At 36.3% G+C, this 26,586-nt stretch carries 25 protein-coding genes; 5 read left to right on the top strand and 20 right to left on the bottom strand.

Annotated elements, in window-relative coordinates; all coding sequences use genetic code 11:
• The first annotated feature begins 40 nt into the window (after positions 1-40).
• A complete protein-coding gene (locus tag K319_RS0105620; RefSeq protein ID WP_027382755.1) occupies positions 41-817 on the top strand; it encodes a class I SAM-dependent methyltransferase in 777 nt (258 codons plus the stop codon).
• 46 nt (positions 818-863) lie between these two features.
• Here K319_RS0105620 and K319_RS19865 read toward each other — a convergent pair whose 3' ends face one another.
• From K319_RS19865 to K319_RS19855, 4 genes are read right to left on the bottom strand one after another with little or no spacing between them, the layout of a single operon-like run.
• On the bottom strand, positions 864-1,667 hold the full coding sequence (locus K319_RS19865; RefSeq protein WP_051230475.1) for a glycosyltransferase family 2 protein: 804 nt from the start codon (positions 1,665-1,667) through the stop codon (positions 864-866).
• Positions 1,664-2,563, bottom strand: a complete 900-nt coding sequence (locus K319_RS19860; RefSeq protein ID WP_051230473.1) for a glycosyltransferase family A protein — start codon at positions 2,561-2,563, stop codon at positions 1,664-1,666. The genes K319_RS19865 and K319_RS19860 overlap by 4 nt, the downstream gene beginning before the upstream one ends.
• Positions 2,550-3,749 carry a polysaccharide pyruvyl transferase family protein gene (locus K319_RS0105605; RefSeq protein WP_027382754.1) on the bottom strand — a complete coding sequence of 400 codons (1,200 nt, stop codon included), beginning with the start codon at positions 3,747-3,749 and terminating at the stop codon, positions 2,550-2,552. Before K319_RS0105605 ends, K319_RS19860 begins: the two co-directional genes overlap by 14 nt.
• A 19-nt stretch (positions 3,750-3,768) precedes the next feature.
• On the bottom strand, positions 3,769-4,332 hold the full coding sequence (locus K319_RS19855) for an acyltransferase (RefSeq protein WP_051230472.1): 564 nt from the start codon (positions 4,330-4,332) through the stop codon (positions 3,769-3,771).
• 76 nt (positions 4,333-4,408) lie between these two features.
• On the opposite strand from K319_RS19855, the gene K319_RS0105595 reads away from it, so the two are divergent.
• Positions 4,409-5,416 carry a glycosyltransferase gene (locus K319_RS0105595; RefSeq protein ID WP_034671493.1) on the top strand — a complete coding sequence of 336 codons (1,008 nt, stop codon included), beginning with the start codon at positions 4,409-4,411 and terminating at the stop codon, positions 5,414-5,416.
• Positions 5,417-5,421: 5 nt separating this feature from the next.
• On the opposite strand, the gene K319_RS0105590 is transcribed toward K319_RS0105595, so the two are convergent.
• Genes K319_RS0105590 through K319_RS0105520 form a run of 15 tightly spaced genes read right to left on the bottom strand, consistent with a single transcriptional unit; the run spans position 5,422 to position 20,994 of the window.
• Complete coding sequence (locus K319_RS0105590) at positions 5,422-6,438, bottom strand: glycosyltransferase family 2 protein (RefSeq protein ID WP_027382752.1); 1,017 nt, start codon at positions 6,436-6,438, stop codon at positions 5,422-5,424.
• Between the two features lie 3 nt (positions 6,439-6,441).
• Complete coding sequence (locus tag K319_RS0105585) at positions 6,442-7,728, bottom strand: nucleotide sugar dehydrogenase (RefSeq protein WP_027382751.1); 1,287 nt, start codon at positions 7,726-7,728, stop codon at positions 6,442-6,444.
• A gap of 6 nt (positions 7,729-7,734) precedes the next feature.
• Complete coding sequence (locus K319_RS0105580; RefSeq protein ID WP_027382750.1) at positions 7,735-8,418, bottom strand: NAD-dependent epimerase/dehydratase family protein; 684 nt, start codon at positions 8,416-8,418, stop codon at positions 7,735-7,737.
• A complete protein-coding gene (gene wecB, locus K319_RS0105575; protein WP_027382749.1) occupies positions 8,415-9,494 on the bottom strand; it encodes a non-hydrolyzing UDP-N-acetylglucosamine 2-epimerase in 1,080 nt (359 codons plus the stop codon). Before wecB ends, K319_RS0105580 begins: the two co-directional genes overlap by 4 nt.
• A gap of 30 nt (positions 9,495-9,524) precedes the next feature.
• Positions 9,525-10,307: a glycosyltransferase family 32 protein gene (locus K319_RS0105570; RefSeq protein ID WP_027382748.1), complete on the bottom strand. Its 783-nt coding sequence runs from the start codon at positions 10,305-10,307 to the stop codon at positions 9,525-9,527.
• Between the two features lie 7 nt (positions 10,308-10,314).
• Positions 10,315-11,244, bottom strand: coding sequence for a glycosyltransferase family 2 protein (locus K319_RS20950; RefSeq protein WP_051230468.1), 930 nt, complete (start codon positions 11,242-11,244; stop codon positions 10,315-10,317).
• A gap of 50 nt (positions 11,245-11,294) precedes the next feature.
• A complete protein-coding gene (locus tag K319_RS19845; protein ID WP_051230466.1) occupies positions 11,295-12,179 on the bottom strand; it encodes a glycosyltransferase family 2 protein in 885 nt (294 codons plus the stop codon).
• A gap of 17 nt (positions 12,180-12,196) precedes the next feature.
• Entirely contained in the window at positions 12,197-13,243 is a 1,047-nt protein-coding gene (locus K319_RS0105555; protein WP_027382747.1) for a hypothetical protein, read from the bottom strand.
• The gene (locus K319_RS0105550; RefSeq protein ID WP_027382746.1) at positions 13,240-14,073 is read right to left on the bottom strand and encodes a polysaccharide pyruvyl transferase family protein; all 834 of its coding nucleotides are present in this window, start codon (positions 14,071-14,073) and stop codon (positions 13,240-13,242) included. Before K319_RS0105550 ends, K319_RS0105555 begins: the two co-directional genes overlap by 4 nt.
• The gene (locus K319_RS21900; RefSeq protein ID WP_084403406.1) at positions 14,070-15,548 is read right to left on the bottom strand and encodes a DapH/DapD/GlmU-related protein; all 1,479 of its coding nucleotides are present in this window, start codon (positions 15,546-15,548) and stop codon (positions 14,070-14,072) included. Before K319_RS21900 ends, K319_RS0105550 begins: the two co-directional genes overlap by 4 nt.
• Positions 15,520-16,800, bottom strand: a complete 1,281-nt coding sequence (locus K319_RS0105540; protein ID WP_027382744.1) for an ABC transporter ATP-binding protein — start codon at positions 16,798-16,800, stop codon at positions 15,520-15,522. The genes K319_RS21900 and K319_RS0105540 overlap by 29 nt, the downstream gene beginning before the upstream one ends.
• A gap of 43 nt (positions 16,801-16,843) precedes the next feature.
• Complete coding sequence (locus K319_RS0105535) at positions 16,844-17,695, bottom strand: ABC transporter permease (protein ID WP_027382743.1); 852 nt, start codon at positions 17,693-17,695, stop codon at positions 16,844-16,846.
• A gap of 14 nt (positions 17,696-17,709) precedes the next feature.
• Positions 17,710-18,570, bottom strand: coding sequence for a glucose-1-phosphate thymidylyltransferase RfbA (gene rfbA / locus K319_RS0105530; RefSeq protein ID WP_027382742.1), 861 nt, complete (start codon positions 18,568-18,570; stop codon positions 17,710-17,712).
• Positions 18,571-18,592: 22 nt separating this feature from the next.
• A complete protein-coding gene (gene rfbB, locus K319_RS0105525) occupies positions 18,593-19,672 on the bottom strand; it encodes a dTDP-glucose 4,6-dehydratase (RefSeq protein WP_027382741.1) in 1,080 nt (359 codons plus the stop codon).
• A gap of 8 nt (positions 19,673-19,680) precedes the next feature.
• Positions 19,681-20,994 (bottom strand): UDP-glucose dehydrogenase family protein, encoded by a 1,314-nt coding sequence (locus K319_RS0105520; protein ID WP_027382740.1) that lies wholly within the window; start codon positions 20,992-20,994, stop codon positions 19,681-19,683.
• A 475-nt stretch (positions 20,995-21,469) separates the two neighbouring features.
• On the opposite strand from K319_RS0105520, the gene rimP reads away from it, so the two are divergent.
• The 3 genes from rimP to infB all read left to right on the top strand — a co-directional run bounded on the left by rimP (position 21,470) and on the right by infB (position 26,204).
• Positions 21,470-21,937 carry a ribosome assembly cofactor RimP gene (gene rimP, locus K319_RS0105515; RefSeq protein ID WP_027382739.1) on the top strand — a complete coding sequence of 156 codons (468 nt, stop codon included), beginning with the start codon at positions 21,470-21,472 and terminating at the stop codon, positions 21,935-21,937.
• Between the two features lie 68 nt (positions 21,938-22,005).
• The gene (gene nusA / locus K319_RS0105510; RefSeq protein WP_027382738.1) at positions 22,006-23,241 is read left to right on the top strand and encodes a transcription termination factor NusA; all 1,236 of its coding nucleotides are present in this window, start codon (positions 22,006-22,008) and stop codon (positions 23,239-23,241) included.
• A 104-nt stretch (positions 23,242-23,345) separates the two neighbouring features.
• Positions 23,346-26,204 (top strand): translation initiation factor IF-2, encoded by a 2,859-nt coding sequence (gene infB / locus K319_RS0105500; protein ID WP_027382737.1) that lies wholly within the window; start codon positions 23,346-23,348, stop codon positions 26,202-26,204.
• 67 nt (positions 26,205-26,271) lie between these two features.
• On the opposite strand, the gene K319_RS19840 is transcribed toward infB, so the two are convergent.
• Positions 26,272-26,586, bottom strand: a 315-nt coding sequence (locus tag K319_RS19840; protein ID WP_027384182.1) for an IS4 family transposase, incomplete at its 5' end; no start/stop codon positions are given.

Here is a 26,586-nt window from a genome sequence, read left to right as displayed (position 1 = left end):
GTAATTCTTTCGTATTTTAGCAGCACAAAAACATGACTGTATGAATAAAATATCTGAGATTGTCTCTACATTTTTTGCCTATTTGAAGAGGCCTGACCTTTATCCTGAATTAAGAAGGAAAATATGGAAGAATATTTTTAATCGTTCCTCCGGATTACGAGGCAAAGAAGAAGCTGAAAAATGGTGTGGATCCTTAGCGATATCAGAGAAAGATTTCATAGAAAAAGTCCTTAATACCAGTTTTATTCCCTTTGAAAAAATATTTCCCCAAGAATTTGCCTCCGCTTTGCAAGCCCAGGCAAAGGCACCTGTTAAAATGGGAGGAGCCGGGTCTTTGAATGTTATCTATTATATTAATGAGTATGTCTCCGCACAAAGATCGATCGAAACCGGAGTAGCATATGGCTGGTCATCTTTCGCAGCCTTGGCATCTCTTGTTCATAGAAATGGAACTCTTTATAGCTCTGATATGCCTTACATTTTGCAGAATCAGAGTGAAGATTTTGTAGGATGCGTAATCCCTGCAAAATATAGAAATAATTGGGACCTTTATCGTTTCGCTGATAAAGAATCTCTTCCAAAAATATTCAACAAAACAGATTCCTTTGACGTAGTACATTACGACAGTGATAAAACCTATGATGGCAGGATCTGGGCCTATGATCTGTTATGGAACAAATTAAGGAAAGGCGGGATATTCATGAGTGATGATATTGGCGATAATGCCGCTTTCAAAGATTTTTGTGAAAAGAATAACTTCAATCCCTACATTATAGAATTTGATGGCAAATATGCCGGAATTATTATAAAGGATTAAAAAAAGAGCTGTGAAGGTGATTCTCAGCTCTTTTATTTATATGATTCTATAGAAATTTTCTTAAAATTTTTGTCAATAGATTATTTTGTTTCGATTTCAAGAATATAGGAAGATTTTCTATTTCTTCTATTTTTTTTCCATAGAGTTTATTGATTTTTCTTCTTTTTATAGAATTCAAAATGACTTCATGCCAATTTTGTCCGAGCTTTTCCTTTTTGGATGATTCCTGAGAGACACCTTTCTCATGCAAGCGATAATAATATAGAGGCTCTTTTATGAACTTAAAATTCCCCACTTCATAAAGCTTAAGATAAAGGTCCTGATCGACAGCAGATGAGAGCTTCTGGTCTATACCCAAAGTGTTTTTGTAAGCAGACCTCTTGAAAGTGAAAAAGTGATTGGCTTCCAGAAAAATGTTGAAAAATTTTTTATCACCATTCTTTATAGACCTTGAATGTTGAAATAATCTGAGAGGCTTCAGTTCGTTATCACAAATATAGAATTGAGAATATGTAGCAACATTATCTTCTCCATGGTTTTTTATACTGATCTCCAGGGCGTTGTTTGACAAAGTATCATCCGGGTCTACAAAACCACAGATTTCCCCTTCTGCCAGGTCGATACATCTTTTTTTTGTGAATCCTACTCCCATGTTTTCATGATTGCGGAATAACCGAAATCGGGAATCATCTTTCGTTAGTTCTCTTATCTTTTCAAAAGAGTCATCGGTAGAATGGTCATCCACAAGGATTACCTCAAAATTTTGGTAAGTTTGTTCTACTATACTTTTGTAGCAATCTAAAAAGTAATCGTAATTTTTGTAGTGGGCAATTAAAATGGAAAAGGTCATACTTTTGGGATTAGTTTTTTTAATGAGAATTTCAGCATCTCTTTTAGTCCGCCATATTTCCTATATAGTTGGAATAGAGGTTGCTGGGTTTCTGTTTTATTCGTTTTGTAAAAGGTATAGACCTTCAGGAACTTCAGATTTTGGTGATTTTTAAAGGCATACCCATATTCCTTGATTATATCGAAATAGAATAGCTCCATTGCATCTGTTTTATATTGATTTACATCTTGTCTCCAGGTCAATTGCTGAGAACTTTTTCTGATGCAGACATATGCCTCATTGATGCCAAGGACATTTCCATTGTTGGTAAAATCCATGTACATCATCATCGGAACGCGCCAGGCAAGTGGATACTTTCTAAATTTTTTCTCTTTGTAGATTGTTCGGGCAAATACATTTTCAGAAATAGAAATAAATCTTTCCTTGATCTCGTCTTCCCAAACATAGTCTCTTGCAGGGTGTAAAAAAGGTTGTTCCAGATCGACCAATAGCTCATTTTTTTCTGAAACACGGCGCATCTTGAAGCGAAGCAAAGTTATTCCCTCTCTTTTTGCTGTTCCTAAGTTTTTATAGAAAGCTTCTACGAAATTTGTACTTAAATAATCGTCATCTGCAAGGACCATCAGCCATTCTTCGTCTTTGGAAAGACCGATGCAGCGTTCCCATTGTTCTGATAGTTTTCCTTTTCCTCCAAGGTTTTCATCAAATCTTTTATAATAGAAATTATTTTGGATGTTATATTTCTCTATGAGCGCTTCGGGATTGTCGGGGCTTGCATCGCTCCCGATATAAACACTGAAGTTTTGGTTCGTTTGGTCAGCAAGACTTTTAAGGGTATCTTCAAAAAAATCTATTTTGTAGAAAGGAATAATGATAGCAAGCTTATGTTCTGTCATTTTCTAAAATAGTATTTGATATTCTTTTTAGAGAGTCATAATATAGATTTTTTTGCAGGGAAGTCTTCTCATCTATTTTTTGGGAGAGATTTTCTTTCCGCATGCAGAAATGTGCTTTTTCTAAAAAGCCGTCTATGTCTTGCACTTCTTGTAGATTATCAGCTCCCCAGCAGTCCAGATAATGAACTATTTTTAACTGCTTTTTATTCAGTGCTATGTAAGGTAGGCGGTAACTCATTGCGGTTATTATTCCATGTAAACTATTTCCTATATATAGTTGAGAATACGCTATTAATCCCATTATTATCTCAACAGATATATTTTCTATCAAAATAGAGTGACCTTTCAGTTTGTGGTGGATCACTTCCAAAGGGATGTGGTCTTCATGTCCTTTTGCAGTTCCTATCGGGCAGAGTAAGATTTTCGCATTGTAGTTTTCTGACAATGTTTTGAGTTGCTGGGCAATCTCTTCTAGTTTGTTGTCATTTTTATACCTTGATATTTGGAAAAATATATATTTCTCTTTAAAGATTTCTTTTATATCAGACCGGATCTTACTACTGGTCAGAAAGTCTTTTTTGGGGTAGACCTCATCCATGATAATTGCACAATCCGGAACCAAAAAAATATCATCTCTTTGTATATTGTCTAAGATGTATTGTGATGATCTTTTCTCCCTGAAAGATAAATAGTCTCCTTTTTCCAAAATGCCCAATTTACTTTTTGCCAGATTATTGCCGCCACCAACCGAGTTGTAGATAACTTTTATATCTTTATGAAAATCGGCTTTGTTGACCAAAAAAGGATTATCAGAAGTGCCACCTAATAATTTTTTCACCCATGTGTTCTTTTTGAAAAACGCAGGCACTCTAGGGTGACGGAAAATTTTGAAATATAAAGGACTAATGAAAGAATATAATCCGTTCCAGTTTGCGCTAAGGCATTCTCCTCCGGCAACTATCACGGTATTTATTTCATTATTGTTTATATCCTTTTTCAAATGTCTATATGAGAAGGTTTTGAAACCTCCTTTTGCCGAAAAGTCGGCTTCCACCAGCGAGTATTTTTTAAAATCGAATCTATTTGGACTTATTTTATTCAGCCCATGTTCAAGCATTATGGCAAAGAGAAGATCTCCATAATTAAATCTATCATGAGGACCGAATAATGCTATTTTTTTTTTCATCGTGTCTTGATTTGTAGTTTTAAAGTGCTATTGTTTTGTGGTCTTGTTTGTTGATAATGATAGAGTTATCAGGTATGTCTTTGTGTATGACGCAACCTGCGCCGAGAATTACATTATCTCCAATAATTACATCTTTCAAGATCACAACATTGGCGCCTGTCCATACATTATTTCCTATTTTGACCTTTCCGATATTGAAATCGGTTTTGGCCACGGAAAAAGGGTCTTTCGTATACTGATGGTTGTGGTCGAAAATCTTCATCCCTTCTCCCAATATACAATTCTCTCCGATCTCTATCTCACCCAGACAAGAAATTATAGCTCTGGTGATGTATGTATTGTCGCCTATTATCATTTTCGCATTTGGTTTTACGGTAATGAAATTGGACTGATTGATCATCACATTCTTCCCAATCTGGAAATCGGCACTTGGAGAGATGTCTAAAAAATTATCTCTGCCGATCCGGAAAGAATCATGGATTTTGCTTTTCGAAGTGAAAAAAAGACTCCGTTGTTTTGCAACGATACAACCATTGGCGAAGTTTTTTAGCTTTATAAAAAAAATACCCAAAAATCTTTTCATCTAAAAATGTTTTAAGCCCAAAAGTATTAAATATTCTTTATAATTTCGCAATTTATTATCAATAACACTTATCTTGATGAAGAGCAATTGTCCGTTAGTTAGCATAAATATACCGATTTTCAAATGTGAAAAGTATATTTTGCGATGTCTGGAATCTGTAAGAGATCAAACATATAAAAATCTGGAAATCATTCTTGTGAATGATCAGACCCCGGATGACAGCATGGTTATTATAGAAACCTTTGTAAAAGCTAATCCCGATCTTGATATTAAACTTATAGAGCATGTGGAGAATTCTGGACTTTCGGTGGTAAGGAACACGGGTATAAAAAACTCTAAAGGAGAATTTATTTATTTTCTGGATAGTGATGACGAGATAACCCCAAATTGTATAGAACTGCTTTTACAAAAAGCTTTGGAAACAGACGCTCAAATAACGATAGCACAAAACAGATGGATCAACACTTTTGATAACACAACAAAAGACAATGGTTTTCCAACAAGAGCCCCTCAGAAATATTATAATGACAGGTTAGAAATATTTTCTGTTTACAGTGATGGCGGTTTTCCTGCATCATCTTGGAACAAGTTGTTTAAGAAGGACTTCATTATAGATAATGATATTTATTTTGTTCCGGGATTATTTGCCCAAGATGAGTTGTGGTTTTTTCATATCCTACTTAAAGTCAATACATTGGCAATTATAGATGATATCACATATCTCTATTATTTACATGGAGAGTCTGTTATCTTTAACAGGAAAAAGAAGAATTTTGAAAATTTTCTAACGATATTGCAACATTTCACGCAAGCTTACAAAAATGAAAATGATGAGGTTCTGAAGAAATTGATAAAGAAGAAAATCATTCTGTTCAAAGAAATGGTCCTCATCATGCAATGGAGGGCGATGAAGGATAGAGAATATCTGCAGACTAATTTTTCGAAAATGAAAAAAATGACCCGACTTTCTCTTTTCGATTATTTTTCAAAAGACTATTCAACAAACCTGAAAAAGAAAAATTTCTTTCAAAATTTACCTGCCGGTATTGCGTCAAAATTATTCATCTGGCGATTTGAAAGGTAATACTTTCAGCTCTTGAATTTGTAAAAAAGGAAAATGAAAGAAAAACTGGATAGTAAGATCGTATTGTAAAGTCTTGAAATTCCTTTGAATTGAGAGATGACAGTTTTTTTATCAAGATAAGAATAAGCTTCTTTCAGCCTTTTTTTCTGTTTTGATGATTCTTCTGATGTTAGCGTATTTGAAAAGATATGATAGATCTTGATTCCATTGACAAAGTTCTTGTAAGCAGTGGTTTCGAAGATGTTGCTTCTTTTTTCATAGATTCCTTTCGACCTGAATAAGTTTCTTAGTAGAACATCGGTTCTTGTAACATCTATTCTTTTGATAGAGGGCAATTTTGCAGAGGAATCAGGATGAATGTAATGGGTGTAAACAGCATTACAGCTTCCAATGAATCTTGCTTTTTCAAAGATCAGCCTTTCTACAATCTCATCAGCATTGAGAAGTGGTTCTTTAAAAGCAAAAGAATTGGATTTGAAGATCTCTTTTCTATAAAGTCCCCTGATATGGATGTCATATCTTCCAACGGTCTTTTTGATAGCTTCTTTTCCGGATATTTTCCTGAATGAAAATGGAGTTGTCTCGTCAATATAAATATCAAGATTAGAGATATATTTTAGCTTTCCGTCAGTAAATTCGGTTTTTATAATGGGTGTTACAATATCCAGATCAGGAAACCTTGAGAAAGTATCAAGGCATTTCTCGATCATATCTAGATCGATGATATCGTCATGGTCAAATAAGAAAATGAATGTTCCGGAAGCTTTGTCCTGACCAAAAGCCTTGGAATATTGTGCGTATTTTTGATTTTCTTTTGTAAAGATTTTTATTCGAGGGTCCTGGCTTGCAAAATATTCCAGCTCTTCTAAGGTAGAATCTGTGGAGCCATCATTGACACAGATGAATTCGATGTTCTTATAGCTTTGATCGAGAAGACATTTCATCGAGGATTTTACAAAATCACCCAATTGTACAGAATTATAATAAGTGGTGATAATAGATACCAGCGGATTCTGATCCATTACTTATAATCTTTTTATATTATCCTCTTTTTCCAGAATTCCTTTCACATCATAGATGATTCCATTCTCCGTAAGAAGGTTTTTGATGTTTATATGCTCGAATTCCTTGTGCGGAACAGCCAATATCACTGCTTCGAATTTCTTGAAAGGCGCTTTGCTCATTACATCTAATCCGTAAGTTTCTTTTACCTCCTTAGGGTTTAACCAAGGGTCAAAAACGTTCACATCAATACTGTAATCCTCTAGACTTCTTACAACATCTATGACCTTGGTATTTCTAACATCAGGACAATTTTCCTTGAATGTGAAACCAAGTACCAAAACTTCAGACCCTTTTATTTTAAGATCGTTTTTCAACATTCTTTTTACCGTTTCACTTGCGATATAGTGTCCCATAGAGTCATTCATCCTTCTTCCGGCCAGGATTATTTCGGGATGATATCCATATTGCTGTGCTTTCTGTGCAAGATAATAAGGGTCTACACCAGTACAATGGCCACCAACTAGACCTGGTTTGAAATTAAGGAAATTCCATTTTGTGGAAGCAGCCTTCAAAACTTCGTTGGTATCGATCCTCATTAGATTGAGGATCTTTGCCAGCTCGTTCACAAAAGCAATATTGACATCTCTTTGAGAATTCTCTATCACCTTTGCAGCCTCCGCTACTTTGATGCTTGGTGCCAGATATGTTCCAGCTGTAATTACCGATCTATAGAGTTCATCGATAACTTGTGCGATCTCAGGAGTGGATCCAGAGGTCACTTTCAATATTTTTTCTACACTATGTTCTTTATCTCCGGGGTTGATCCTTTCTGGGGAGTAACCAGCAAAGAAATCTTTATTAAAGATCAAACCGGACTGTTTCTCTATGATGGGAATGCAATCTTCCTCGGTTGCACCGGGATAAACGGTAGATTCGTAAATGACAATATCATTTTGTGCAATAACAGAACCTACGGTTTCGCTGGCCTTGTAAAGAGCAGACAGGTCTGGCCGATTATTTTTATCTACAGGAGTAGGGACTGTAACGATATAGATATCAGAGTCTTGTATGTCGGTAATATTGTTTGATAAAAATAATCCTTTTTCCTCTTTTTTAGGATTTTCGGAAACCAGAACATTGGTGAGCAGTTCAGAATCTACTTCTTGGGTACTATCCTTCCCGTTCCTTAGTTCATTGATCCGTTCTTGTTTAAGGTCAAATCCTACTACCGCATATTTGGTTGCAAAAAGTCTTGCAAGGGGTAGTCCTACATAGCCAAGTCCAATGACGGTGATTTTTTTATTCATGTTTCCTTAAAAAGAGTAATATTTCTGTAATATACTACAAAGATAAGAATCCTTATTAGTTAAATCGTTGTCTGTAAAATGATATTCTACATCAGAAACATCTATATCGTAGCCTGTTCCGCTTTTTATAAGATTAAGTTCTAATTTTATGCTATAAAACCGTTCTATTATTTCCAATATTTCTATAATAGTATAATTTTGAGGATAAGCTACATTTACGATCTTGTTAAATGTTTTATTCTCAATCATAGAGAAAGTTATTTTTTTTATATCATCGGCATCTATGAGATTTCTAGTAGCTTTTGTGTAAACATTTATCCTTTCATTATTTTTTACGGAGCGTACGAGATAATTCATCAGCAGATTAGGATTGCCTCCCTTACCAACGGCATTACTGACTCTAAGAATAAGAAATCTTTTACAGTTTTTTTTGATAATCTGCTCCATTTTTAATTTATGTAAGACATAGTTGCTATCCACTTTAGAAGAGTCGTAAATACTGCATGTTGAAAAATAAACGAAAATTTTTTCGGGATTTTCAGCAATAGCATTTTTCACCATGTTTTCTTCTCTTGAAAACTCTTCTGGTCTGGTTTCTAAGGAATTGGATACACCGGAAGCAAAGAAGAGTATATCTTCTCTGTCTTCTTCTATAAATAGATTTGCAATAAGTCCTCTGCCAATTATCATTTGATTATTTTTTCAGTTATTTTTTCTGCTGCTTTTCCATCACCAAAAGGATTATTCTCACTTTTGAATATATATTCCTGAGGATTGTTATAAATTTGATAGAAACTGTCCTTGATCTTTTGAATATCTGTCCCTACCAGAATTCCACACTCGCAAGTTAAAACTTCTGGTCTTTCAGTCTCTTCCCGGAGGATAAGCACTCTTTTCTGAAGACTTGGGGCTTCTTCCTGTATACCACCTGAATCCGAAATTATCAATTTGGACTTTGCCATCTTCCGGATTGCTTCCAAATAAGAAAGAGGTTCTGTAAAATTGATGTTGGGTGAAATATTATTCTCGAAAGCATCCAAGATGATTTTACGCGTATTGGGATTTGGGTGTAGGGCCCAATCGAATTGCGTATTAGGGTTTTCTTGAGCCAATTCTTTGATGGCTTGAGCGATATTTTTCAAAGGTTGACCAATATTTTCCCGTCTGTGTGCTGTTATAAAGACAAGGTCTTGATAATCAATTCCTATGTTCTCTTTTTTTGTCACATATTGGATCATATCCACAATTGTATTTCCAACCAAGGAGATACGGTCCTCTGAAATATTTTCTTTCAGAAGGTTTTGTCTGGATAATTCTGTAGGTGGGAAATTGATATCGGCTGTCAGCGATACCACACGTCTGTTATATTCCTCGGGGAAAGGCAGTTTTATATCACTTGTTCTAAGCCCGGCCTCTACATGGTAGAATTTTCTCTGCTCCAAAAATGCAACCATAGATGAGGCTAAAACAGTAAATGTGTCACCTTGGGCGATGATTTTTTGGATATTTTCTTTATGAACGAGATTTGATATCTCATCTATCAATTTTGCAATCAGGTTAGAATTTGTAAAAGACAAAGATTGTACAGAAAGTTGGTAATGAGGTGTTATCTCGAAGCTCTGCTCCATCTCTGTCAACAGGGAATCATGTTGCCCGGTATTGACGATAATAATCTCCTGACCTACTTTTTTGAATTCATTGATAATAGGAAAAACCTTGAGGAATTCTGGTCTGGTTCCATAAATGATTGCTATTTTTTCTTTCATCAAAAATATTTTTTGTAAAAATACTAAAACTTAAGGTTTTATGCGTTTCAGAATATGTTTTATAAGCATTCTCAAAGGAAATTGGTCCAAGATCTCATCTGCAGATATTTTTTTGAGATTATTGACAACATTGTGGATCTCCTTTTTCCCTTCTTTGATATCTGCTACATTCTGGAGATGAAAATAAGCATGTACAAAGTCTTTGAAAGGATTTGGGGTATCCCTTTCATGCCAGGTCCCTACGAAATGATGTGCCGCATAATTTTTCGGAAGGTCGAGACAAAAATAAGTAGAAGGATAGATTACGATGCCGTCTGCCAATTCCTGATATTCATCTCTCTCTGGGTCGGCTTTGTATTCTTTTACCAGTAGGTCGGAGACAAAAACCGTATTGGTAGTGAGGTCAAAATCTGTTTTTTCATTATAAAAATCTAAAACTTTCTTTGGCCAGGGATGTCCTTTTTCTGTTGCCCAAAGCGCAGTGAACGGTGAACCCTTGATCTCGAATCCGGAAAATGCACGGTGTACAAGAAACTCGTCCAAGGAGAATTTGACCTCTACATCGATGTCCATATAGATTCCACCTTGTTCGTATAATGCCAAAGCTCTGGAATAATCCGATACAAAGGCCCATTTCTTTTTTTCGGCTGCCAGTCTTACATATTCGCAGCAATTGATATCGAAGTTGGATTCGTTCCATTCTATGATCTCATAATCGGGAAGTGCTTTCTTCCAGCTGGCAAGACAGATGTAAAACGATTCTGGTTTGGGCCTTCCGCCGAACCAGCAATAATGTATTTTTTTGGGGATCATAGTGTTTTTAGTTAAATGTTCCTTTGACAATATATTTTAAAAGCTGAGGAAAAGATTTCGTATTTGTAAACTGTTCCCATATTATGTTTCTGTAATATGGATCTAGAATATTCCTTTTATTATTCTTCAGTTCATTAGTTATCCTTTCTCTCATTGCGGTGTTTAGCAAGTTCCTATAACCTTCATAGCCATTCCTGATAAGGTCTTTATAAACATCATAAGAAAACTTGGTCTTTTTTCTTTGATCCAGAGACATGAAAACATTGTTACCGTGAATTCTGTAAACGGCATCAAAATCTTTGGTATATATTCCCGGACCATGATCTAAAATATGATGTTTGATATGGGTATCGCAATAATATTTATAATTTTTTCTAAGCGAGAGGTCTAATGAAGAAGTCTTGAAAACAATCGTCATGGTCTGTATTCTCATGAATTCTTCAAAATCTTTCTGATCGAACTTGAAAGAATGATCCCCGTTAAAAAAATCTTTGCGAAAGTAAGGGAACTCTTTCAAAGAACCATCATTATAGAGTTCTTTATATCTGTGACATGCCAAAACTATTTCAGGATTTTGTTCCAAGAGATCAATTTGTTTCTGCAATTTATGTTTGTTTGTCCAAAAGTCATCACCTTCGCACATGGCAATATATTTTGCTCCCGATTCTTGGCATTTTTGTAATGTGAAAATAAAATTGGGCATCCATCCAAGATTCTTCTCCTGTTTGATAAAGGTCACCAGGTCTTTCTTCGGATGATTTTCTAAAAAATCGTCTACCACTTGTTGTGTGTTATCGGTAGAGCAATCATCAGATAGTATCACCTTATATGTAAAATCAACCTCTTGATCTAGTACATTTTCCAATGCCTCTATTATATAATCTTGTTGATTATATGAGATCATGAAGACGGTGACCAAAGGATGACTATTTTCCATAAAATAATTATTTTGCTTTTGAAAAAAGATCTTAGAGATTATTTATAAGATTACTTTTTTAATAGAGTATTTATTTTTTTTGAAGAGAAATAATAAATAATAGAAAATTTCAGGCGCAGATTTTTGATTTTATGTAATTTACTAATAAAACTTGGATTGTTTATGCTTTCAAAATCCCAATAATTTTTGACAAATTTTTTTCTAGCAGAAAAAGGAATAGTGGGATTGTTCATTTTTTCACAAAAAACCAAAGCGGCTCCTCTGGGATTATTAATTAGCAGCTGTTTACTCTGAGCTGTCAGACCATCATCCCGATACTCTCCAATAACCACAGATTCAGGAATGTGCAATATCTTGTATTCTTTATCAAAACGGTTGGTGATAAAGGACTCCTGAATAAATTTTTCTCCAAAGAATTGAGGATATTGGTATTTTTTTATGATTTCGGTTTTATATACCAAAGTAAATTCACCATAGATTTTGTAAGTATAACCTATTTCAACAGGTGTAGCTGTTATTTCAGCAAATATATCGGGACGAGTCACTATATTTTTTTTAGAATCGACCATTTCTAATGGACTTGCAATCCCGATAATATTTTTCTCATACCTGATCTTCTCCAGTTTTTCATAGATGATCTCGATAGCCTCATCTTTGAGATAGTCATCGCTGTCCACTGTGCCAAAATATTCTGTGTTACAATAGTTTATGGCCGTGTTTATTGCGATGTGCTTCCCTTGATTTTCTTGATATAAATATGTTATTCTGAACGCGGAGGTCTCTATAAATGATTTTATAACTTCTCTCGTATTATCTGTACTCCCATCATCGACAATGAGCCATTCAAATTTTTTATTTGACTGTTTTTTCAAACTTTCAAACAACGTTGGAAGAAGCGTAGCCCTATTGTATGTTGGAGTAAATAATGTTAGCATTTTAATCGTAAAATTAATTAGGATAAAATTTCCTGCAATTGTTGTAAAATTATTTCATCGCCATAAATATGCTTTTTATGGGATCCATTTTTTTTGATATAATTCATAACAGTTACATAAAGGCTGTTATCTTTAATATTCTTATCTACATCCTTGGGATCTATAGATATTTGATCGAATCTTATCAGCCATTCATCAATATTACCAATTTTAGGTCCGATGATCAACTTGTCGTATTGACTGCCCAATATAACGTTACCACTATTTAGAATATCAATTCTTGGAAGTATTATCAGATCTGCGATGGTAAGATATTGAGACAAGATCTTACTGTCCAAAAATTTATACTTATAGTGTCTTTTATGGAAAATTTTTACAAAAAGTTCCTTTATTTTGAAGGTTAAAAATTTTGAACTGAAATCTTTCATAGGCTTATCGATATGACTTGCCCTCACATAGATCAGCTTTTTATTCTTTATTTTCAGACTTTTAAAGATCTTGTTGATATGGTCTTCTTCATATTGATGTCTGACTCCTCCCGGAACTATAACAATGAAATCCCCGGATTTGAAACCTAGAACAGCCCTGGTTTTTAAATTATCTAAATTAAAATCAAAATATTTGTACCTGGGATGATAAAGTAGTTTATGCTCTACTTTTAAATGTTTGTATTTTTCCGTGTATTTTTTTAGCGAAAATTCACCCAGATGAGCTAAAACGTCACAGTTCTGGTAACATATGTCGAATATTCTATCCCTGTTTTCCGATCGGGAATGGTGAGCATATTCGTCATGCAAAATGGTGATTATTTTTGTGTTGCTCTTTTTATATTCATCCAGAAGCGCAATCAGTTTTTCTACTTCTGCATCGGAGATATCACGCTTCCAACGGAACAGATAATCGGGCCAGTTGATAATGATCGCATCATATCGTGTGGTTGGAGACCAGAATTCTTCTAAAGATGCGGTTGTCTCAACTTCATCTATTGCCTGGGAAATCTCAATTAACCGGGAAACATACTCATTATCACTTGCTGTTATATTATAGGCAAAAAGTACTTTCATTTGCTATAATTAATTAGGATGTCTATTTTTTCCTTGATCTGAGATATTTTGCTTTCAAAAACGGCATTGTCGGATAAATTATATCGAGGATACCTAAAACTTCTTTTCAGCAATAATATTTTAATAATATCTGTTAGCTTGCTACTTTTTGCAAGAATTGTAAGGTCACTATATATTTCTGAAGGGTTTTTAATATTCACAGATTGCATCCAATCGTTCCATTTCAGTTCGGATGTCAATGATGGTTCATGGCCCTGCTTCATAAACTTCAGCCTCAACCAGGGAGTTCTGAATATATCCGCAACTATCGCACCGTGCATTGCTGATGTAATGATACGCTCCGAGGCTGCAATTTCTTCCAATACTATTTCTATATTTTGCGTGGGCAGGATGACATTATAACCGGTCATCTTGTTGAAAAGATCCCAGTTCAAACCATCTACCTGTTCAAAATAGGGGATATAAGAAACTTTGTATTTTTTCTTAGTATCTAAATAATGTTGATACTCACCCGTCAATGCTAAAGCATAGGCGGTATCTGTAATAAAATCTAATCCTGTGACTTTTTTGCTTATGGGGCCTCTCACGAACGATACTTCTTTGATGATGTCCAGATTGTCAGGATTATATAGAAAATCACGAACACCGGAACCGAAGATGATTTTCTTATTTTCAGATTGTTCCAATCTCTCGTCCAGGATGGATCCTATACCTACAAAATCTAGATCAGCAGGGTAATTGTCCAAATCGCCCAATAATTTTTCCCAAATAAATGGATTCAGATCATCTCCAAAGTTCCCTTTTTTTGATTTGTAATAGATCAGATTCATTGGATGGTATTTTTTATCTCTTCAATACTTGATTGATTCAGATTCAGATTCAGAAGTTCTTTGTTTTTGGATATTCTTTTATCGGACCAGTTCCACCATTTTATAGACAGCATCAGATCGATCACCTCTTGCGAAAATCTTTTTTTTATGAATTTGGCAGGAACTCCCCCGTAAATAGAATATGGTTCCACATCTTTTGTCACAATACTGCCTGCGGCTATGCAAGCACCATCACCAATAGAAACACCGGACATGATAATAACATTATCGCCGATCCAGACATCATTTCCAATTGATATTGGGCCTTTGGTCCTTTCTCTGGACGGTGTCTCCGACATTTCTGCAGGGTGGTCCTGATTCAAAAGATATCGATAAATGAAACCTTGAGTGGCCAAAAAATTGGTGTCATGATTCTCTGTAATTAGAGTGATATTCTCTCCCAGGGAACAAAAAGAACCTATTGAAACCTTTATGCTGCCTTTTATCTTGAAATTATTATTGTAAAAGGAATATCGCCCAACTTTTACATTGGCAGAGGCTTTTATAAGGTTGGTTGCCCGGATATGTGTTTTTTCAAAACCTTTGATAGATGTAAGAAGATCATTGTAGTAATCTGTAATAGAATAATCAAAAGATTTTTGCAGCCTTGTCAGCTTCGGATTATCATTTTCAACGATTACATTTGCCTTACAGGCTTTCGCTTCCAAGACGGCTCTTTCTCCGCCGCCTTGTGTAGATGCGGGGATATAGACGATTTTTGAAGAATTGATATACTTTGCAAGTTCTTGCTGACTGCTATAATCTATTATTTCAATATCAGGGTCCAATGTGTCTATGACTTTTTGAGAATTCTTGGTGTTTTTAGAGCCGATGATTACTTTCCGTTTACCGGGCATAGCATTCATCTTTTCGAATCTTTTATAAGGCTCCAATGCGCCTATAGATAATACGTCTATCGTTTTTTCTGATTCTGCAGGAAAAAAAACATCGGTATTGATACCAAATGCCTGATGGATATTGGGATGAAAGTTAATATGTTTTTTATACCATTCGGTTTCATACCAAATAATATCATATAGCCACACGTCTTTTCTTCGAGGTGGCATTGAGCATGATACAACAATGCCTTTGAGGGCCGTAAGGTTTTTCAAAGATCGGATATAATCATCAACAATCCAGTTCCAGCAGCTTTTACCAATTACAAGGTCAAAATCGTTAAGTTCATTGCTTGTAGGTTTTATATCTTCCAGATTGTATCTTACGATGTTGAAATCTTCGGATAGCAGGTCGATTGCCTTTGTAAAGCCATCTTCCCATTTATTATATTTTTCCGTATTTGATTTTGGGATATAATAGATCAAGGCAATGGAACTGATCTTTTTACCTTCTTTCTTCAATGCATTATATCGTTGGAAAAATCTTTTCCTCGCATAGAAATTCTCGATCTTATCGAGCAACCTTCCAATTAGCTTCATGGAATAATATACTATTAGAAGAATTCTCTTTGTTTAGAACTCTAAATTTTGACATTGAGTCTGAGGTAACAACTTCAAAACCAATAGAATTTTGTAAAACATCCAGGATGTCATTTCCATCTGAGAAACCTATGGAAAGTTCATAGATATCATTCAACAGATTCAAATTTTCAACATCTATAATTATTGTGTTCAGTCCTATTTTCAGGTTATCCTTAATAGGCGACTCCAGATAATCATTACTTCTAAAAGTTACAATACTGATATTGTTGGAATTAGAGATCCGGCAACTTATAATCGGATTGATCAGGTTCTTTTTTACATCTACTTCTATCTTAATTTTGAAGGAATCACCGAATTTTATGAAATCGGCCTGTTTATTATGCTGGTCCAAAACTTCAACTGTTCGTATTTTGGATAAGACCTCATGAGATGTTTCTTTCGAATAAAAACTTTTTATGGATATTTGAGATGTTCGGTATATATTGACAATTTCATTAACAGAACCAACTTTTTCTATTAATCCGTTCTTCATCATGATGCCGGAAGTACAAAGCTCTTCTACGGCAGCCATATTGTGACTTACGAACAAGACCGTTCTTCCGTCTCCTTTAGATACGTCTCCCATCTTGCCAAGACACTTTTTTTGGAACTCTGCATCGCCGACTGCCAGCACTTCATCTACAATTAATATTTCAGATTCCAAGTGAGCCGCAACAGCAAAGGCTAAACGAACATACATCCCAGAGGAATATCGTTTTACAGGGGTGTCTATATATCTTTCCACTCCTGAAAAATCTACGATTTCGTCAAATTTTCTGTTGATTTCCTTTCTTGTCATTCCAAGAATGGCACCATTAAGATACACATTTTCTCTTCCTGTCATTTCCGGGTGGAAACCGGTTCCCACTTCCAATAAAGATGCAATTCTTCCATTGGTATAGATTTTACCAGTTGTTGGTTTGGTTACCTTGCTTAATAGTTTCAATAGGGTAGATTTCCCGGCACCATTCCTCCCAATGATCCCAACGGCATCACCTTGCTCGATTTCAAAATTTATATCCCTTAGTGACCATACGTAGTCGCTATTTCCTTTTGTTGACCTGTCGTTGGATTCCCCGATTTTAAGATAAGGATCCTCCTTACCTCTCAACTTATACCAAAAACGATTAAGGTCATGGGAAAGTGTCCCGGAGCCAACTTGCCCGAGACGGTATTGTTTAGAAATATTTTCAGCTTTTAATGCAAGCATTTTTGTGTTTTTTTATTATTTAATTTGTTATTGGGCTTTAATTCTATACCGTATCCATAAATCCCTTTTCTACTTTATTGAAAATTATGGTTCCAACAACAAGAATTAAAAGGATTATAATGGTACTTATCAATAACATTGTAGAGCTAAAATCCCCTACACCAAGCCATGCATATTTGAAGCATTCAAAAATACCGGTCAATGGATTATAGAATGCTAACGTTTTGAAGATCCCCTTCAGGCTGGATATCGGATAAATTACAGGTGTTGCATACATATATAAACTGATCCCAAAGGTCAATAACATTTGCATGTCCCTGTATTTTGTGGTAAGGGAAGAAAATATCATTCCCATTCCCAATGCAAATAACGCCATCAAGACAATCAGAAAAGGAGTGATCAGTATCCACCAGTTAGGATGGACTTCCCCCTTGGATAAGTAATAGAAAAATACGACCAGGAACAATATCATTTGAACACCAAACCTCATTAAGTTTGAAAATACGATAGATAATGGCATAACCAATCTTGGAAAATATACTTTTCCAAAAATTCCCGCATTGGATGTAAAAACGTTGGATGTAGAGGTAAGACAACTGGAAAAATAATTCCATAATGTAATTCCCGCTAGATAGAACAATATTTTAGGAGCGCCATCTGTGGATAGTTTGGCAATGTTGCCGAACACCACAATGTACACTATTGTGGTAAAGATGGGATTTATAAAAAACCATACTGGTCCCAAGATCGTCTGTTTGAAACTGGAAACGAAATCCCGTTTTACAAACATATAGACCAAATCCTTATATCGCCAAACCTCCTTCAGATTAAGGTCAAAAAGAGAATGACTGGATTCTATGGTTTCTGTCCATTGGTTATTTTGAGTTTCACTCATTTGTGATTGTGTTTTTATTTTATAAGATTCTTCAGATATTCTCCATATCCACTTTTTCCGTATTTGCTAGCCGTTTCTAAAAGTTTTTCTTCATTGATGAATTTATTTCTGAAAGCAATTTCTTCAATACAACCAATCTTGAAGCCTTGCCTTTTTTCGATCACGCTTACAAATTCTGAGGCGTCATTTAAGCTATCAAATGTTCCTGTGTCCAGCCATGCAGTTCCCCTGTCAAGAACACCGACTTCTAATTTCCCTTTACTGAGATAGACATTGTTGATGTCTGTGATTTCCAATTCTCCTCGAGGTGATGGTTTTATACTTTTCGCAATCCCTATAACATCATTGTCATAAAAATATAATCCTGGAACGGCGTAGTTCGATTTTGGGGTCACAGGTTTTTCTTCAATAGAAATAGCTTTGAAATCATTATCAAATTCTACAACACCATATCTTTCAGGGTCAGAAACGTGGTAAGCGAAAACAACACCTCCATCAGGATTGGTTTTGTTTTTGAGCAGAGTTCCCATTTCAGAGCCATAAAAAATATTATCACCCAATACCAATGCCGCAGCATCATTTCCAATGAACCGGTCTCCTAAAATGAAAGCTTGAGCCAATCCGTCCGGACTTGGCTGAATTACATATTCTATATTACAACCAATTTGAGAACCATCACCCAAAAGTTTGATAAAGCCGGCTTGGTCATGTGGAGTGGTAATGATCAATATGTCTTTGATCCCTGCTAATAATAAGGTCGAAAGTGGATAATAGATCATCGGCTTATCATAAACAGGCATCAGTTGTTTGCTGACGGCAATCGTTAGCGGGAAAAGTCTGGTCCCGGATCCGCCGGCTAGTATAATTCCTTTCATTGGGTGTTTAATTTGTGTTTTTTTATGAATATTGCTTTTCGTAATATTTTTGATAGTCACCGGAAGTTACATTTTCCAGCCATTCTTTATTTTCCAAAAACCAATCGATTGTTTTGCTTAACCCTTCTTCGAAAGTTACTGATGGTTTCCAGCCCAGATCTTTATTCAGTTTTGAAGCATCTATGGCATAACGTTTATCATGACCAGGTCTGTCTTTTACATAAGTGATCAGTTTTTCTGAGTATCCTTCCGGTTTTCCAAGTTTAGCATCCAATTGTTTGATCAACTCTTTTACAAGGTCGATATTCTGCCACTCGTTGAACCCACCGATGTTGTAAGTTTCTCCGGTTTTGGATTCATTAAAGATCTGGTGAATTGCCTTAGCATGATCGATGACAAATAACCAGTCTCTTGTATATTTTCCATCACCATAAATAGGTAAGGGTTTTTCATTAAGGATATTAGAGATACAAAGGGGAATTAATTTTTCCGGAAAATGATTCGGACCGTAATTATTGGAACAATTAGACAGTATGAATGGCATACCATAAGTGTTTCCGTATGCTCTTACCAAATGGTCGGAAGCAGCCTTGCTTGCCGAATATGGTGATTGCGGGTCATAGGGTGTTGTCTCCAAAAAGAAACCTGTTTCTCCAAGACTTCCATAGACTTCATCTGTAGAAACGTGATAAAAAAGATTTTTTCTAGGCTCATTTGGAAATCTTCCGTGAGTATGCTCTGGGTTTAGGGTCCAGAATTCTATACATAGATTAAGAAGGTTGGCTGTTCCGTTCACATTTGTGTTGATGAACGCGTTGGGATCTGTAATACTTCTGTCTACGTGACTTTCTGCTGCCAGGTGAACGATGGCGTCAGGATTATATTTTTCGAAGATCTTTCTTAGTTCTTCTGGTTTTGTTATATCAGCTTTTTCGAAAACATAGTTAGGTTCGTTTTCGATATCTTTCAGGTTTTCAAGATTTCCTGCATAAGTAAGGGCATCCAGATTGATAATCTTTGAATTGGGATTATTCTTTACGAATTCTCTTACAACATGTGATCCGATAAAACCAGCGCCACCTGTTATGACAATGTTCTTCATTTGGTTTATTATTGAGTAATTAGTTTTCTACCAATACTTTTATAGAAAAATTTATTTTGTTCAGCTAACTCTAACGGGAACATATTTCTTCCGTCAAAAATTGCTTTGTTATTCATTTTTTCTGCCATCAGTTCGAAATTAGGATTCTTGAACTCAGGCCATTCTGTAGCAATTAGAAGTGCATCAGCATTATCTAAGGCAGAATACATATCTTTTGCATAAGTGATCTTGTCACCCAATATTTTTTTGACATTTTCTTCCGCAATGTTATCGTAGGCCACCACTTGTGCACCTTTTTCCAATAGAAGTTTAATATTGTCAAGAGAAGAGGCTTCTCTAATGTCATCTGTATTGGCCTTGAAGGCTAACCCCCACACGGCTATTTTTTTGCCTTGCAGACTTCCTCCAAAATAGTTTTCCAATTCTGGCACCAAAATCACCTTTTGAGTTTTATTGATACTTTCCGTAGCCTCCAGAAGTTGGAAATCATAACCTTCTTGTTTTCCACTATTCAATAGGGCTTTTACATCTTTTGGGAAACAGCTTCCACCGTAGCCAATTCCTGGGAAAAGGAATCTGTGTCCAATCCTGTCATCGCTACCCATTCCTAACCTTACCAGGTCAACATCTGCACCTACTTTTTCGCAGAAATTTGCGATCTCGTTCATGAAAGTGATCTTGACCGCCAGGAAAGAATTGGCTGCATATTTCGTCAATTCAGAAGACCTTTCGTCCATATTGATAATTGGAACCCCGATATTGGTAAATGGCTGATATAACTTTGCCATTATGTTTCTCGCTTTTTCGGAAGATGAGCCGATGATCACTCTGCTTGGATTCATACAGTCCTCTACCGCAAATCCTTCTCGTAAGAACTCGGGATTAGAAACAACGTCGAATGGAACGTCCGTTTTTGCTGCAATAGTTTGTCTAACTCTATCTGCTGTCCCTACAGGAACTGTGCTCTTGTTTACAATTACTTTGTAATCTTTCATGATATCACCAATATCGTTGGCAACCTTCAGCACATAGGAAAGGTCGGCAGAACCATCTTCTCCTGGAGGTGTGGGTAATGCAAGAAAAATCACCTCGCTTTTGTCCAATGCCTCTTTCAAATCTGTTGTAAAAAAGATGCGGTTTGCCTGAATGTTTCTATGGAACATCTCTTCCAATCCTGGTTCATAGATAGGAACGACACCGTTCTTCATCCCCTCTACTTTTTTTTCATCTATATCTACGCAGAAAACAGAGTTTCCTATTTCTGCAAGAGTGGTGCCCGTAACCAGACCCACGTAACCTGTACCAACAATTGTAATATTCACAAAGAATTAGTTTTAAAATTTGGGCAAAAATAAGAAAAATTTGATTGTGGTATGTATATTTATTTAAGGCCGGATAAATGGTTATGATAAACTTAGACCAGAAATGGCTCTCTACTGCTAGCTGCCTATATATTGCGAGTTGAGGCTGTTTTTTTGTGTGATTTGAACATAATGCCAATTATATGTGCCGGTTATTTGCAACTTATCCTCCATTTAAATGAGCGTCTGCGTGAATAAATATATGCATGACTCTATATAATAATGGCAAATTGGTCAGGGTACTCTGGGGCAACGAGATTAGAAGGAAATAAAAAAATCAGGTCAAAACCAAGTACGGTTAATTCTATTTTATTCTTAATAATTGATTGTTTGTATATTAAATAAATTTTGAATATCTTTGCAAAAGATTTACGGGAAAAATGGGAAGGCTTTCGCAAGAATGCCTTTTTTCGTAGATATAATCAGGCTTTTTAATATGGATTTTAAAACAGAGGTAAGCCGCCTGCTTGGCGAGTTTCTTTTAACAAGAACAGATCTTTTCCTAGTCGATCTCAAGGTCTCTGCGTCTTCAGATATTGTTGTGACTTTGGATGGGGATAATGGGGTAACACTTCAGGATTGTCTGGATGCAAGTAGAGCAATCGAGTTCAGTTTGGATAGAGAGGTTCATGATTTTGGATTGCAGGTAATGTCTGCGGGCTTGAGTGAGCCTTTGGAATTTCCAAGACAGTTCAGAAAGAATATTGGGAGAGAGATCGATGTGATGCTGAATGATTCTTCAAAGGTCGAAGGCGAATTGGTCAATGTGGATGATGATAAGATAACGCTTCGATTGGAGTACAGAAGACCAAAATTGATAGGCAAAGGGAAAGAAGATGTTGTAGAGGAGAAAGAGATCCCTTATTCCGAAATTAAAAAAGCATTAGTAGTAATAAAATTTTAACATAACGATGTATTGATGTTGATTTGAAGGTCAATGATCAATCATCATTTATCAATTATATATTTAATATGGATAATTTAGCTTTAATAGAAGCCTTTGGTGATTTTAAAGAAATAAAGAATATCAGCAAAATAGACTTAATGGCTATTATCGAAGATTCTCTTAAGACTCTTCTTAGAAAAAGATACGACTCGGATGATCATTTTGATGTGATTGTAAATCCGGATAAAGGAGATTTCCAGATTTTCTTGAACAAGGTGATTGTGGAGGATGAGATGTCTGAAGATGATGATCTGGAGATCGAGATCTCTGAGGTTAGAAAAATAGACCCGACTTTTGAAGTAGGTGAAGAATATACGCAAGAGATACCTGTTTCCAAATTGGGAAGAAGAAATATCCTGACACTGAAGCAGATTCTTGCAACAAAGATCCAGGAGCATTTTAATGCCGCCTTGTATGAACAGTTTAGGGATAAGATTGGAGAACTGATTGTTGGAGAAGTTCATCATATTCGCCACAAGCATGTGATTCTTTTGGATGACGAGGATAATGAATTCATTTTACCAAAGGAAAATCAAATCCCTTCCGACTTCTTCAAAAAAGGAGATAATGTAAGAGCGATTGTGGAAAGTGTTGATTTCAGAGGTTCCAAGCCACAGATCACAGTTTCCAGAACGGCACCTAAATTCTTGGAAAAATTATTGGAATTGGAGATTCCGGAAATCCAGGACGGAACTATCATCTTGAAAAAAGTGGTGAGAATCCCTGGCGAAAAAGCGAAGATTGCTGTAGATGCTTATGACGACAGGATCGATCCGGTAGGAGCTTGCGTCGGAGTAAAAGGTTCCAGGATCCACGGTGTTGTAAGGGAGCTGAGAAATGAAAATATTGATGTGATCCAATGGTCAAAAAATCCGGAGATTCTTGTAAAGAGATCTTTAGGGAATATTACCATCAATAAAATTGAGATCAATGAGGATGCTAATTATGCTTTGGTTTATACGCCGGTTGAGGAAATCTCTAAAGTTATCGGTAAACAAGGTCAGAATATCAAGTTGGCATCATGGTTGTCAGGTTTTGAGATCGATGTCTACAGAGAAACTTCTGATGATGATGATGTAGAATTGAGAGAATTCTCAGACGAGATAGAGGCTTGGATCATAGATGAGTTCAAAAAAGTGGGACTTACTACAGCTAGAAGTGTATTGGATAAAGATACAGAAGCTTTGTTGAAAATCGTGGATCTTGAAGAAGAGACCATCGAGGAGGTGAAGAATATTCTAAGAGAAGAATTAGAAGGGTAAGAAATGGGTCTGATGGAGGTGATTTCAGCGGACCAGAATTTAATAAAAAGAAAAATAAAAAGCAAACAGCTTAAAACGCTAAAGCCAAAAGCAAATTTATATTTATGCCAAAAATAAGATTAAATAAAGCCGTTAAAGAACTGAACATTTCTATACCAAGAGCTGTGGAATATCTCCAAAGCAAAGGGATAGATGTGGATAGTAATCCTAACGCTCTATTAGAAGAACAGGCATTTTCTGCATTGGAAGCTGAGTTCCGAAAAGATGGAGAACAGAGAAAAGCTTCTCATGAGGTGGTGATTTCTAAAGTTCCTGACGAAAAATTAGCAATCGAAGAAAAAGCACCTGAGGTTATAAGAGCCAAATCAAACACAAGACCGGAAACCAGGATCTTGGGTAAAATAGACTTGAACCCAACTAAACCTGTGGAAGAGGTCGTTCCGGATGTTCCTGCTGAACCTGTTCAGAAAGAAGAACCAAAACCGGAAGTGGTTAAAAAAGAAGAAAGACAAGAGTTCAAGGTTTTAGATAAAATAGACTTATCGAAGCTGGAAAGCAATAAGCCTAAAGTTTCTGAAAAACCAAAAGAGGAACTAAAACCGGTTGTAAAAGAAGAGATTAAAAAAGAAGAAAAAGTTGAAGCCGTAAAACCACAAGCTGAGAATACGGACACAATTGAATCTGAAGAACCTCAGAAAATAGAGACTGTCTACCAAAAACTAGACGGTCCTAAAATTGTTGGTGAGAAAATCGATCTTTCACAGTTCAATAAACCAAAACCGTCTGCTAATTCTAATAATAACGCTGCCAAGAAAAAGAGAAAGCGTATTACTAAAGATGTTCCGGGTCAGAATAATAATTCTAGCCAAGGTAATAATCAACAGGGTGCAGGTAACAATACCAGACCAGGGCAGGGAGGTCAAAACAGCAACCGTCCGCAAGGACAAGGTGGCGGTAACCGCCCAGGAGGAAACAACAACCGTCCGGGAGGGAATAACAACAACCGTGGCGGAAATAGAGGTGGTCATGGGCAGGCTCGCACAATGCCTGTTGAGCTTACAGATGAGCAAGTTAAAAATCAGATCAAGGAGACTTTAGAAAAGCTAACTAATAAAGGAGGTAAATCTAAAGGTTCTAAACATAGGAAAGATAAGAGAACCTGGAGACGTGAACAAGACGAACTTCAACAAGAAATTGATGCTCAAGATAGAACTTTGAAGGTTACGGAGTTCATCACTGTTAGTGAATTGGCTAGCTTGATGAATGTAAGTGCGACCGAGGTGATTTCTGCATGTTTCTCGCTTGGTGTGATGGTGACCATGAACCAACGTTTGGAAGCGGACACTCTTACATTGGTAGCCGATGAATTTGGCTACAAGATTGAGTTTTCTGATGCCGATGTAGAAGAAGCTGCTGCAGATGATGTTCCGGATCTGGAAGAGGACCTTCTTCCGAGAGCACCTGTCGTAACTGTAATGGGACACGTAGATCATGGTAAGACATCATTGCTGGATTATATTAGAAAAACCAATGTAATTGCTGGAGAATCTGGAGGGATCACACAGCATATCGGCGCTTACAATGTAAAGCTGGAAAATGGACAAAGAATTACATTCCTTGATACACCGGGTCACGAGGCATTTACTGCGATGAGAGCGAGAGGTGCACAAATTACGGATATTGCAATTATCGTTGTTGCAGCTGATGATGACGTAATGCCACAAACAAAAGAAGCTATTGCACACGCACAGGCTGCCGGTGTTCCAATGATTATCGCGATTAATAAGGTTGATAAGGCAGGAGCTAATCCTGATAAGATCAGAGAGCAGCTTTCCGCCATGAATGTCTTAGTAGAGGAATGGGGTGGAAATGTACAAGCTCAGGAGATTTCTGCTAAGTTTGGTAATAACGTGGATATTCTATTGGAGAAAGTTTTACTTCAGGCAGAAATGTTGGAGTTGAAATCAAACCCAAATAAGCAGGCAAGCGGAGTAATCATAGAAGCAGCTTTGGATAAAGGACGTGGATATGTAGCGACAATGCTTGTTCAAAACGGAACTCTAACTGTTGGAGATTATGTATTGGCTGGAAAAAATCACGGTAAGGTAAAAGCAATGCTTGATGAGCGAGGTAAAGCTATGGAAAAAGCAGGACCATCTATCCCGGTTACTATTCTTGGTCTGGACGGAGCGCCAACTGCTGGAGATAAATTCAGAGTTTTTGCTGATGAAAAAGAGGCCAAATCTATTGCAAATAAGAGAGAGCAACTTCAGAGAGAGCAATCAATCAGAACTAAGAAACATCTTACATTGGATGAGATCGGTCGTCGTATCGCTTTAGGGGATTTCAAAGAGCTGAATATCATTCTTAAAGGAGATGTGGATGGTTCTGTAGAAGCATTAGCTGATCAGTTGCAGAGATTATCTACTGAAGAGATTCAGGTTAATATCCTTCATAAAGGTGTAGGTCAGATTTCTGAAAGTGATATCTTATTAGCAGCTGCATCTGATGCGATTGTTATCGGATTTAATGTAAGGGCAAGTGTCAATGCGAAAGATATTGCTGATAAAGAGGAAGTAGAGATCAGAACTTATTCCATTATCTATAGGGCTATAGATGAGGTGAAAGAAGCGATGGAGGGAATGCTTTCTCCAGAGATTCAGGAACAGGTTATTGGTAATGTGGAAATCAGAGAAGTGTTCAGGATCTCTAAAGTTGGTTCTATTGCAGGTTGTATGGTTCTTTCAGGTAAAGTAACGAGAAATTCTAAGATAAGACTTCTTAGAGACGGTATTGTGAAATTCGATGGAGAGCTGGAGAGCTTGAAACGTTTCAAGGATGATGTGAAAGAAGTGACCAAAGGTTATGAATGTGGTCTTAATATCAAAGGTTACAACGACATAGAAATTGGAGATATTCTTGAGGTTTATGAAGAAATAGCCGTTAAGAAAAAACTTAAATAAGAAATTATTTCTAGATTGAAAACCGCCAAATATGGTAGTCATGGTCGGAAGAAATTCCGACCATTTTTTATGTTTTAAAAACTTTACCTGGGTCGCCTCCTGCAAATATGATTAGAATAGCAGTTATCATATCCCGGAGCTCCATGGCTATTCGTCTTTTAGCGGTTTTGTAGCCCAGATTATTGGCTTTTTTGTAGATCAACAAAAGCATCGCTGCAATCATTGTCATATAGACCATCACTTCAATCCCGTTCTTGTTCATTGAAACCAGGTGACTTAGGTTGAGTTCCTGTTTCAGGAACCTGAAAAACACTTCAATGTCCCACCGCTTTCTGTAATAATCAGAAATTTCCTTGGCAGAGAGTTTAAATTCGTTGGTCAG

Origin of the sequence: Epilithonimonas caeni DSM 17710, assembly GCF_000426465.1 — a bacterium.
Lineage (GTDB): Bacteria > Bacteroidota > Bacteroidia > Flavobacteriales > Weeksellaceae > Epilithonimonas > Epilithonimonas caeni.
Note: the sequence above shows the minus strand (reverse complement) of the source record. Positions and strands in the feature narration are given on the sequence as shown.

Excerpts from the sequence above, each read along its gene's own strand:
- K319_RS0105620 (WP_027382755.1), top strand. The coding sequence starts at position 41 with ATGAATAAAATATCTGAGATTGTCTCTACATTTTTTGCCTATTTGAAG.
- K319_RS19865 (WP_051230475.1), bottom strand. The coding sequence starts at position 1,667 with ATGACCTTTTCCATTTTAATTGCCCACTACAAAAATTACGATTACTTT.
- K319_RS19860 (WP_051230473.1), bottom strand. The coding sequence starts at position 2,563 with ATGACAGAACATAAGCTTGCTATCATTATTCCTTTCTACAAAATAGAT.
- K319_RS0105605 (WP_027382754.1), bottom strand. The coding sequence starts at position 3,749 with ATGAAAAAAAAAATAGCATTATTCGGTCCTCATGATAGATTTAATTAT.
- K319_RS19855 (WP_051230472.1), bottom strand. The coding sequence starts at position 4,332 with ATGAAAAGATTTTTGGGTATTTTTTTTATAAAGCTAAAAAACTTCGCC.
- K319_RS0105595 (WP_034671493.1), top strand. The coding sequence starts at position 4,409 with ATGAAGAGCAATTGTCCGTTAGTTAGCATAAATATACCGATTTTCAAA.
- K319_RS0105590 (WP_027382752.1), bottom strand. The coding sequence starts at position 6,438 with ATGGATCAGAATCCGCTGGTATCTATTATCACCACTTATTATAATTCT.
- K319_RS0105585 (WP_027382751.1), bottom strand. The coding sequence starts at position 7,728 with ATGAATAAAAAAATCACCGTCATTGGACTTGGCTATGTAGGACTACCC.
- K319_RS0105580 (WP_027382750.1), bottom strand. The coding sequence starts at position 8,418 with ATGATAATTGGCAGAGGACTTATTGCAAATCTATTTATAGAAGAAGAC.
- wecB (WP_027382749.1), bottom strand. The coding sequence starts at position 9,494 with ATGAAAGAAAAAATAGCAATCATTTATGGAACCAGACCAGAATTCCTC.
- K319_RS0105570 (WP_027382748.1), bottom strand. The coding sequence starts at position 10,307 with ATGATCCCCAAAAAAATACATTATTGCTGGTTCGGCGGAAGGCCCAAA.
- K319_RS20950 (WP_051230468.1), bottom strand. The coding sequence starts at position 11,244 with ATGGAAAATAGTCATCCTTTGGTCACCGTCTTCATGATCTCATATAAT.
- K319_RS19845 (WP_051230466.1), bottom strand. The coding sequence starts at position 12,179 with ATGCTAACATTATTTACTCCAACATACAATAGGGCTACGCTTCTTCCA.
- K319_RS0105555 (WP_027382747.1), bottom strand. The coding sequence starts at position 13,243 with ATGAAAGTACTTTTTGCCTATAATATAACAGCAAGTGATAATGAGTAT.
- K319_RS0105550 (WP_027382746.1), bottom strand. The coding sequence starts at position 14,073 with ATGAATCTGATCTATTACAAATCAAAAAAAGGGAACTTTGGAGATGAT.
- K319_RS21900 (WP_084403406.1), bottom strand. The coding sequence starts at position 15,548 with ATGAAGCTAATTGGAAGGTTGCTCGATAAGATCGAGAATTTCTATGCG.
- K319_RS0105540 (WP_027382744.1), bottom strand. The coding sequence starts at position 16,800 with ATGCTTGCATTAAAAGCTGAAAATATTTCTAAACAATACCGTCTCGGG.
- K319_RS0105535 (WP_027382743.1), bottom strand. The coding sequence starts at position 17,695 with ATGAGTGAAACTCAAAATAACCAATGGACAGAAACCATAGAATCCAGT.
- rfbA (WP_027382742.1), bottom strand. The coding sequence starts at position 18,570 with ATGAAAGGAATTATACTAGCCGGCGGATCCGGGACCAGACTTTTCCCG.
- rfbB (WP_027382741.1), bottom strand. The coding sequence starts at position 19,672 with ATGAAGAACATTGTCATAACAGGTGGCGCTGGTTTTATCGGATCACAT.
- rimP (WP_027382739.1), top strand. The coding sequence starts at position 21,470 with ATGGATTTTAAAACAGAGGTAAGCCGCCTGCTTGGCGAGTTTCTTTTA.
- nusA (WP_027382738.1), top strand. The coding sequence starts at position 22,006 with ATGGATAATTTAGCTTTAATAGAAGCCTTTGGTGATTTTAAAGAAATA.
- infB (WP_027382737.1), top strand. The coding sequence starts at position 23,346 with ATGCCAAAAATAAGATTAAATAAAGCCGTTAAAGAACTGAACATTTCT.